This is a genomic window from Brachybacterium sp. GCM10030268 (assembly GCF_042666305.1).
Taxonomy (GTDB): Bacteria; Actinomycetota; Actinomycetes; order Actinomycetales; family Dermabacteraceae; genus Brachybacterium.
In genome coordinates this window covers 195,995-202,174 of record NZ_JBHTCW010000006.1, presented here as the reverse complement: position 1 = coordinate 202,174, position 6,180 = coordinate 195,995, and the positions used below count along the sequence as shown (strand labels likewise).

General features: G+C 69.8%; 6 protein-coding genes and 1 tRNA gene. 3 read left to right on the top strand and 4 right to left on the bottom strand.

What is annotated here, in order from left to right:
- Window positions 1–99: 99 nt before the first annotated feature.
- A tRNA-Ser gene (locus ACFQRD_RS10885) sits at window positions 100–190 on the bottom strand.
- 246 nt (window positions 191–436) lie between these two features.
- On the opposite strand from ACFQRD_RS10885, the gene ACFQRD_RS10880 reads away from it, so the two are divergent.
- The 3 genes from ACFQRD_RS10880 to ACFQRD_RS10870 all read left to right on the top strand — a co-directional run bounded on the left by ACFQRD_RS10880 (window position 437) and on the right by ACFQRD_RS10870 (window position 2,955).
- A complete protein-coding gene (locus ACFQRD_RS10880) occupies window positions 437–877 on the top strand; it encodes a VOC family protein (RefSeq protein WP_377804224.1) in 441 nt (146 codons plus the stop codon).
- Between the two features lie 150 nt (window positions 878–1,027).
- Window positions 1,028–2,005: an MDR family oxidoreductase gene (locus tag ACFQRD_RS10875; protein WP_377792630.1), complete on the top strand. Its 978-nt coding sequence runs from the start codon at window positions 1,028–1,030 to the stop codon at window positions 2,003–2,005.
- 2 nt (window positions 2,006–2,007) lie between these two features.
- Window positions 2,008–2,955 carry an NAD(P)H-quinone oxidoreductase gene (locus ACFQRD_RS10870; RefSeq protein ID WP_377804222.1) on the top strand — a complete coding sequence of 316 codons (948 nt, stop codon included), beginning with the start codon at window positions 2,008–2,010 and terminating at the stop codon, window positions 2,953–2,955.
- A gap of 75 nt (window positions 2,956–3,030) precedes the next feature.
- Here ACFQRD_RS10870 and ACFQRD_RS10865 read toward each other — a convergent pair whose 3' ends face one another.
- The 3 genes from ACFQRD_RS10865 to ACFQRD_RS10855 form a co-directional block, all read right to left on the bottom strand.
- Window positions 3,031–3,729 (bottom strand): potassium channel family protein, encoded by a 699-nt coding sequence (locus tag ACFQRD_RS10865; protein WP_377015982.1) that lies wholly within the window; start codon window positions 3,727–3,729, stop codon window positions 3,031–3,033.
- Window positions 3,722–5,083 (bottom strand): TrkH family potassium uptake protein, encoded by a 1,362-nt coding sequence (locus ACFQRD_RS10860; protein ID WP_377015980.1) that lies wholly within the window; start codon window positions 5,081–5,083, stop codon window positions 3,722–3,724. The genes ACFQRD_RS10865 and ACFQRD_RS10860 overlap by 8 nt, the downstream gene beginning before the upstream one ends.
- Before the next feature lie 96 nt (window positions 5,084–5,179).
- Window positions 5,180–6,046: an HAD family hydrolase gene (locus tag ACFQRD_RS10855; RefSeq protein WP_377015978.1), complete on the bottom strand. Its 867-nt coding sequence runs from the start codon at window positions 6,044–6,046 to the stop codon at window positions 5,180–5,182.
- Window positions 6,047–6,180 lie beyond the last annotated feature (134 nt).

Below are 6,180 nucleotides of genomic sequence, written 5' to 3'. Positions count from 1 at the left end.
GCCACGCCCCCAGCAGCCCCGCCGCCACCAACAGCGAACCCACGAAAAAAATCCTGAGCCGCGCCACCGTTCGTAAACGATGACGCGACTCAGGACACGTGGCGGAGGGTGCGGGATTCGAACCCGCGGTACGGGGTTACCGCACAATGGTTTTCAAGACCATCTCATTCGGCCGCTCTGACAACCCTCCCGGCCGCGCCCTCGCGGTCAGAGCCGGAACCGTGCGCCGACATCCCACGACGGGAGGCGAGCTGGACACGATCTGCGTGATTGACCCTTCAGGGGCGGCGCAGACGAGGATACGCGACTGACGGCCCCTCCCCCACACAGTCGGAACGGACGACGACGGCAACATGGCCGCGGGCCTGCATTCCACGGTTCGAGAGCGACACGACGCGCCACCGCAGTCCGGTGCCCGCTCGCCGGTGCCGACCGGATGGCTGTGTCGGGCACGGTCTGCGGGCAGGAGATGTCCTCGCGCCCTGAGACGATCAGGGTTATGACATATCCATCGATAACGCTGGGCGCATACAACTTCGAAGCATCGGACCCTCATCGGCTTGCCAACTTCTGGTCGCAGATCACCGGGGGCGAGTCTCATCCGGGTGGCGAGAGCGTGTACATCGCTCCTGCGGGAGAGAACGGCTTCGGTCTATTCCTCCAGCCGATGAATGGTGCTCGCCCGGAGCGACAGACCGCGCACCTCGATCTGACAGTGCCGTGGGGGCGGCGAGATACCGAGGTGGCGCGGGCTGTCACGCTCGGTGCCACCGTCCGATGGCATGTTCTCGACGAGTTCCCTCACGTCCAGTGGACGACCCTTGCTGATCCCGACGGGAACCTCTTCTGCATCGCGGAGCACCCCCCGAGCACCTGACGTGGCGGCGCCGAGTCCCTCGAGGCAGAACCGGGGCCCCGCATCTCCAGGGAGCAGGGACCACCGGCGGGACGTCGGGCTGCCCCGATCCACACGCCCGCGATCGCGAATAGGCTGAGGGGACCTGTCGCCGAGGGAGAGGAACGCGCCATGCGTGCCGTACTGATCGAGGCCGAGGGCGCCGACGCCCGGCTGGACGAGGAGGCCGACGAGTCGCTGCTCGAGGGCCCCGTCGAGCTCGACGTGCTGTTCTCCAGTTACAACTACAAGGACGGGATGGCGATCGCCGGCAAGGGCATCGCCCGCACCTTCCCGCTGATCCCCGGCATCGACATCGTGGGCCGGGTGACCGCTTCCGAAGTCGAGGAGTACTCCGCCGGGGATCTCGTGATCCTCAATGGTGACGGCATCGGCGAGTCCCGACACGGCGGCTTCGCCACCCGCGCGCGGGTGCGTCCCGACGCGCTGGTGCGGCTGCCCGCGGACCTCTCCGCAGAGCGCGCCGCCGCGATCGGCACCGCCGGGTTCACGGCCATGCTCTCCGTGCTGCGCCTGGAGGACACCGGGATCTCTCCCGACCACGGGGACATCCTGGTCACGGGCGCCTCCGGCGGGGCCGGATCCGTCGCGATCGCCCTGCTCGCCGCTCGCGGGTACCGTGTGGTCGCCTCGACCGGGCGCGGCGCGGAGAACGGCGAGTACCTGCGTGAGCTCGGGGCGGCCGACGTCGTCGACCGTCGCGAGCTCAGCGAGGAACCCGGCCGGCCCGTGCAGTCGCAGCGCTGGGCGGGGGCGATCGACGCGGTCGGCAGCACGACGCTGGCCAACGTCCTGGCGCAGACCGCCTGGGGCGGCACCGTCGCAGCCTACGGACTCGCCCAGGGGCCGGACCTGCCCGCCAGCGTGCTGCCCTTCATCCTGCGGGGCGTCACCCTCGCGGGCGTGAACTCCGTCGACGCGCCGCGCGCGATGCGTGAGCGGGCGTGGGACGCCCTGGCGGAGGAACTGGATCCGGAGATCCTCGACTCGATGACCACGAGCATCGGCCTGTCCGAGACCATCCCGTACGCCCAGCGGATCCTCGCCGGCGAGGTCCGCGGGCGCACCGTCGTGGATACGGAGCTGTGAGCATGCGCGCGATGACGATCACCGAGGACCACCGGCTCGAGCTCGCCGAGCTCCCCGAACCCGTGGCCGCCCCCGGCGAGGTGCTCATCGACGTGGTCGCCGCCGGCGTGAACCGCGCCGACGTCGCCCAGACCGCCGGGAAGTACCCGCCACCGCCCGGCGCCTCCGAGCTGCCCGGCCTCGAGGTCTCCGGCCACCGCCGCGACACCGGCGAGGCCGTGGTGGCGCTGCTGGCCGGCGGCGGCTACGCCGAGGTGGTCGCGGTCCCCGAAGGCCAGCTGCTGCCGGCTCCCGAGAACATGGATCTGACCGACGCGGCAGGCGTGGTCGAGGTGTGCGCGACCGTCGTCTCCAACCTCGTGCTCGAGGGCGGCCTGGCCGACGGGCAGACGGTGCTGATCCACGGCGGCACCGGTGGCATCGGCACCGTGGCGATACAGATCGCCCGCCAGCTCGGGGCGCGCGTGATGACCACGGTCGGCTCCGACGAGGCGATCACGCAGGTGCGGGAGCTGGGTGCCGATCACGCCTGGAACCGACACACCACGGACGTGCCCGACGCGGTGCGGGAGGCCGGCGGGGCCGACGTCATCCTCGACATCGTCGGGGGTCCGGCACTCGCCGACAACGTGACCATGCTGCGCGAGCACGGCCGGCTGATCATCATCGGCACCCTCGGCGGCGCCAGCGGCGAGCTGCCGGTGGGGATGCTCATGGGCAAGCGGGCCCGGGTCATCGGCACCACTCTGCGCTCACGGCCGACGGAGTCCAAGCGCGAGATCCTCCAGCGCACCCGGGAGCTGGTGTGGCCGATGCTGGCCGACGGCACCGTGAACATCCCGATCCACGCCACTTTCGAGCTGGAAGAGGCCGCGGCGGCACAGAACGTGCTCCGCGAAGGCGGCCATCTGGGCAAGGTGATACTCCAGGTCGCGGCTCGGGACGCCTGACTCCTCCGAGGACGAGCGGCCGGCCAGCGTCAGGCCAGGTCCGCCCCCGTCGGCCAGCGTCGACCTGCGCCGACCTCAGCCGATCCGGCTGAACTTCTCCGCCTGCCGGGTGGGGCCGGTGACCAGGATGGTGTCGCCGAGCTTGAGCACCGTGTCCGCCGTCGTGGGCTGCCACTGCTCCCCCGCATGCTTCACGCTGGTCACCGTCACCCCGTACTTGCGTCGGATGTGGCAGTCCCCGAGCCGGGAGCCCGCGAAGGAGGGGTGCACCTCGGTCTTGACCATCGCGAAGTCGGCGTCGATCTCGATGAAGTCCTGCATGCTGCCGCGCACGATGTGGGCCACGCGGCGCCCCATGTCCTTCTCGGGATAGACCACGTGCGGGATGCCGAGCTGTTCGAGGATGAGACCGTGCGCATCGCTGACGGCCTTCGCCCAGATGTGCGGGATGGAGAAGCGCAGCAGCAGCGAGGTGACCAGGATGCTGGCCTGGATGTCGCTGCCGATGGCCACGACCACCCGATCGAACTCGTTGACCGAGAGCTGCCGCAGCACCTGCTCGTTGGTGGCGTCGGCGGCGACGACGTGGGTCAGCTGCCCGTTGAGGGACTGGACGATGTGCTCGTGGGCCTCGATCCCGAGGACCTCGGCGCCGTCCTCCATGAGCTCGACCGCGAGGGACTGCCCGAAGCGGCCGAGGCCGATGACGGCCACCGCGTTCTCCGAGGCGACGCGGGCCGGATCGGTTCCGCCGAAGAGTCTGTGCCTAGCCAATGATCGGCCTTTCCTTGGGGAGGTCGTAGAGGAGCTGCCGCGGCCTCAGAGCGAGCGCGGAGGCAGCGGTGATGGGGCCCAGCCGGCCGATGAACATCAGCGCGACGAGCACGAGCTGAGCCGACCGGGGCAGGTCGGCGGTGATGCCGGTGGACAGCCCCACCGTGCCGAAGGCGGAGAACACCTCGAACAGGATCTCGTCGAGGGTGAAGTCGGTGAGCACCATGAGCACGATGGTGGCGACCGCGACCAGTCCCAGCGCCAGCACGATCACCGTGATCGCCTGGCGGTGGACCGCGCGGGAGAGCCGTTTGCCGAACACCGTCACGGCGCCGGCGCCCCTCAGCTCACCCAGCATCAGGAAGAACACGACGGCGAAGGTGGTGACCTTGATGCCGCCGGCGGTGCCCGCCGGGCCACCGCCGATGAACATGAGCATGTCGATGCCCAGCCAGGTGGCCGGGTCCATGGCGCTGGTGTCGATGCTGTTGAACCCGGCGGTGCGGGTCTGGGCCGACATCGCGAAGCCGTTGAGCACCCGCAGGTGCGGGGGCATCCCTCCGAGGGTCTCGGGGTTCGCCCATTCCAGCGCCGTGATGTACAGCGTGCCCAGCACCAGCAGCAGCGGCGTCGCGGCGACGACGATGCGGGTGTTCATCGTCCACAGGCGGGGGGTGCCCAGCTGCTTGCCGAGCTGCATCAGGACCGGGAACCCCATCCCGCCCAGGATGGTGGCGGTGCTCGCGGTCAGCAGGATCACCGGGTCCCCGGCGAACGGCATGAGGCTGTCGCTGAACAGGGCGAACCCGGCGTTGTTGAAAGCGGAGACGCCGTGGAAGATTCCGAGCCACAGTGCACGTCCCCAGGTCTCGTCATAGGCGAGGGCGAAGCGCAGGGTCAGGATGAGGGAGGCGACCGCCTCGATGAGCAGGGAGAGCCGTACGACGCTCATCACGAGCGAGCGGACGTCCTCGATGCCGAAGCTCTTGACCTCGGAAGCTGCGGTGAGCTTCGAACGCAGGGAGAGCTTGCGGATCACCGCGATGCCGATCACGGAGGCGAAGGTCATCACGCCGAAGCCGCCGATCTGGATCAGCGCGAGGATCACTCCCTGCCCGAAGCCGCTCCAGTAGACCGGAGTGTCCACCACGATCAGGCCGGTCACGCACAGCGCGGAGACCGCGGTGAACAGACCCTCCATCACCGTGGCACCACCGGGGCCCGTGGTCGCGCCCGGATGCAGCAGCAGGAGGGTCCCGGAGATCCCGGCGCCGGCGAATGCCAGCAGGACGGTGCGAGCGGGGCGCGGGCGCCGGTCCGCAACCGGGGTCCGTGCGGTTCTGGTCAACAGCACGCGCGGAATGCTACGCCTGTTGCGCGCACGCACCGACACGGGGTCGTGGACGATGTGGGGCCGAGACGAAACCGGAACCATCTGCCCAGGACATGGTCAGGCTCGCAATGACTCCAGGACCAGCACGGTGCCGTCGTCGTAGACCGATTCGGTGACGGTGTCGGCCGTGTCCTTCACGCCCTGCGGGGCCTGGCCCATGGCGATGCCCACGCGGGCCCAGGTCAGCATCTCGGTATCGTTGAAGCCGTCCCCGACGGCCACCGTGTGAGCCTGCTCGACGCCGAGCCGGGAACGGACCTCCTCCAGGGCGCTGGCCTTGGAGACGCCCGGGGCGGCCATGTCCAGCCACGCCGTCCACCCGATCGAGTACTCCACGCCGTGCACGCCGGATTCGGCGATGACCTTGCTGAACTCCTGCGGGGTCAGGTCGGGCACGTGGACGACCACGCGCACGGCCTCCAGCTCCATGAGGTCGTCCAGCGGGCTCTCGATGGCCTCGACGCCGAAGCTGGCGTCCTGGAATCCGGCGGTGGAGTGGAAGGTCCCGTCGGCCTTCTCGACCGCGTAGTGCGCATCGGGGGCGACCTCGCGCAGCGTGCGCAGCGCATGGCCGGGCTGGAAGGTGCGGGTGTCGATCACGCGATGGCCCCCGTCGGCCTCCGGATCCATCTCGAGGGTGACCGCGCCGTTGGAGCAGACCGCGTAGCCGCGGGTGACGCCGGCGGCCTCCACGATCGGGAGGGTCGCGCCGATGGAGCGGCCGGTGGCGATGACGACGATCTGCTCGTCGGCGGCCTGCTGCAGCGCCTGGCGCATGGGCGGGGACATGGTGCCGTCGTGGTCGACGAGGGTGCCGTCGACGTCGAGGCCGATCAGCAGGCGCTTGCCGGCGAGATCCTTCAGATGCTCGGCCAGGCGCTCCCGGGTGGTGTCCCGGTCGGTGGTCACGGTGGTGGCGTCCATGTCGGGCAGTGTCCCAGCAGCATCTGACGTCCGGGTGAACCGCCGGTGTCGCAGACTGCCGAGCATTCGGCGCCATGTGTTCTTCGCGGTCATCTCAGCGTCTCAGTTCAGGCATCTCGGTGGTCTCGGGCAGG

What these genes read in the sequence shown, in the direction of transcription:
- ACFQRD_RS10875 (WP_377792630.1), top strand. Translation starts at nt 1,028, where the DNA reads ATGCGTGCCGTACTGATCGAGGCCGAGGGCGCCGACGCCCGGCTGGAC.
- ACFQRD_RS10870 (WP_377804222.1), top strand. Translation starts at nt 2,008, where the DNA reads ATGCGCGCGATGACGATCACCGAGGACCACCGGCTCGAGCTCGCCGAG.
- ACFQRD_RS10880 (WP_377804224.1), top strand. Translation starts at nt 437, where the DNA reads ATGGCTGTGTCGGGCACGGTCTGCGGGCAGGAGATGTCCTCGCGCCCT.
- ACFQRD_RS10855 (WP_377015978.1), bottom strand. Translation starts at nt 6,046, where the DNA reads ATGGACGCCACCACCGTGACCACCGACCGGGACACCACCCGGGAGCGC.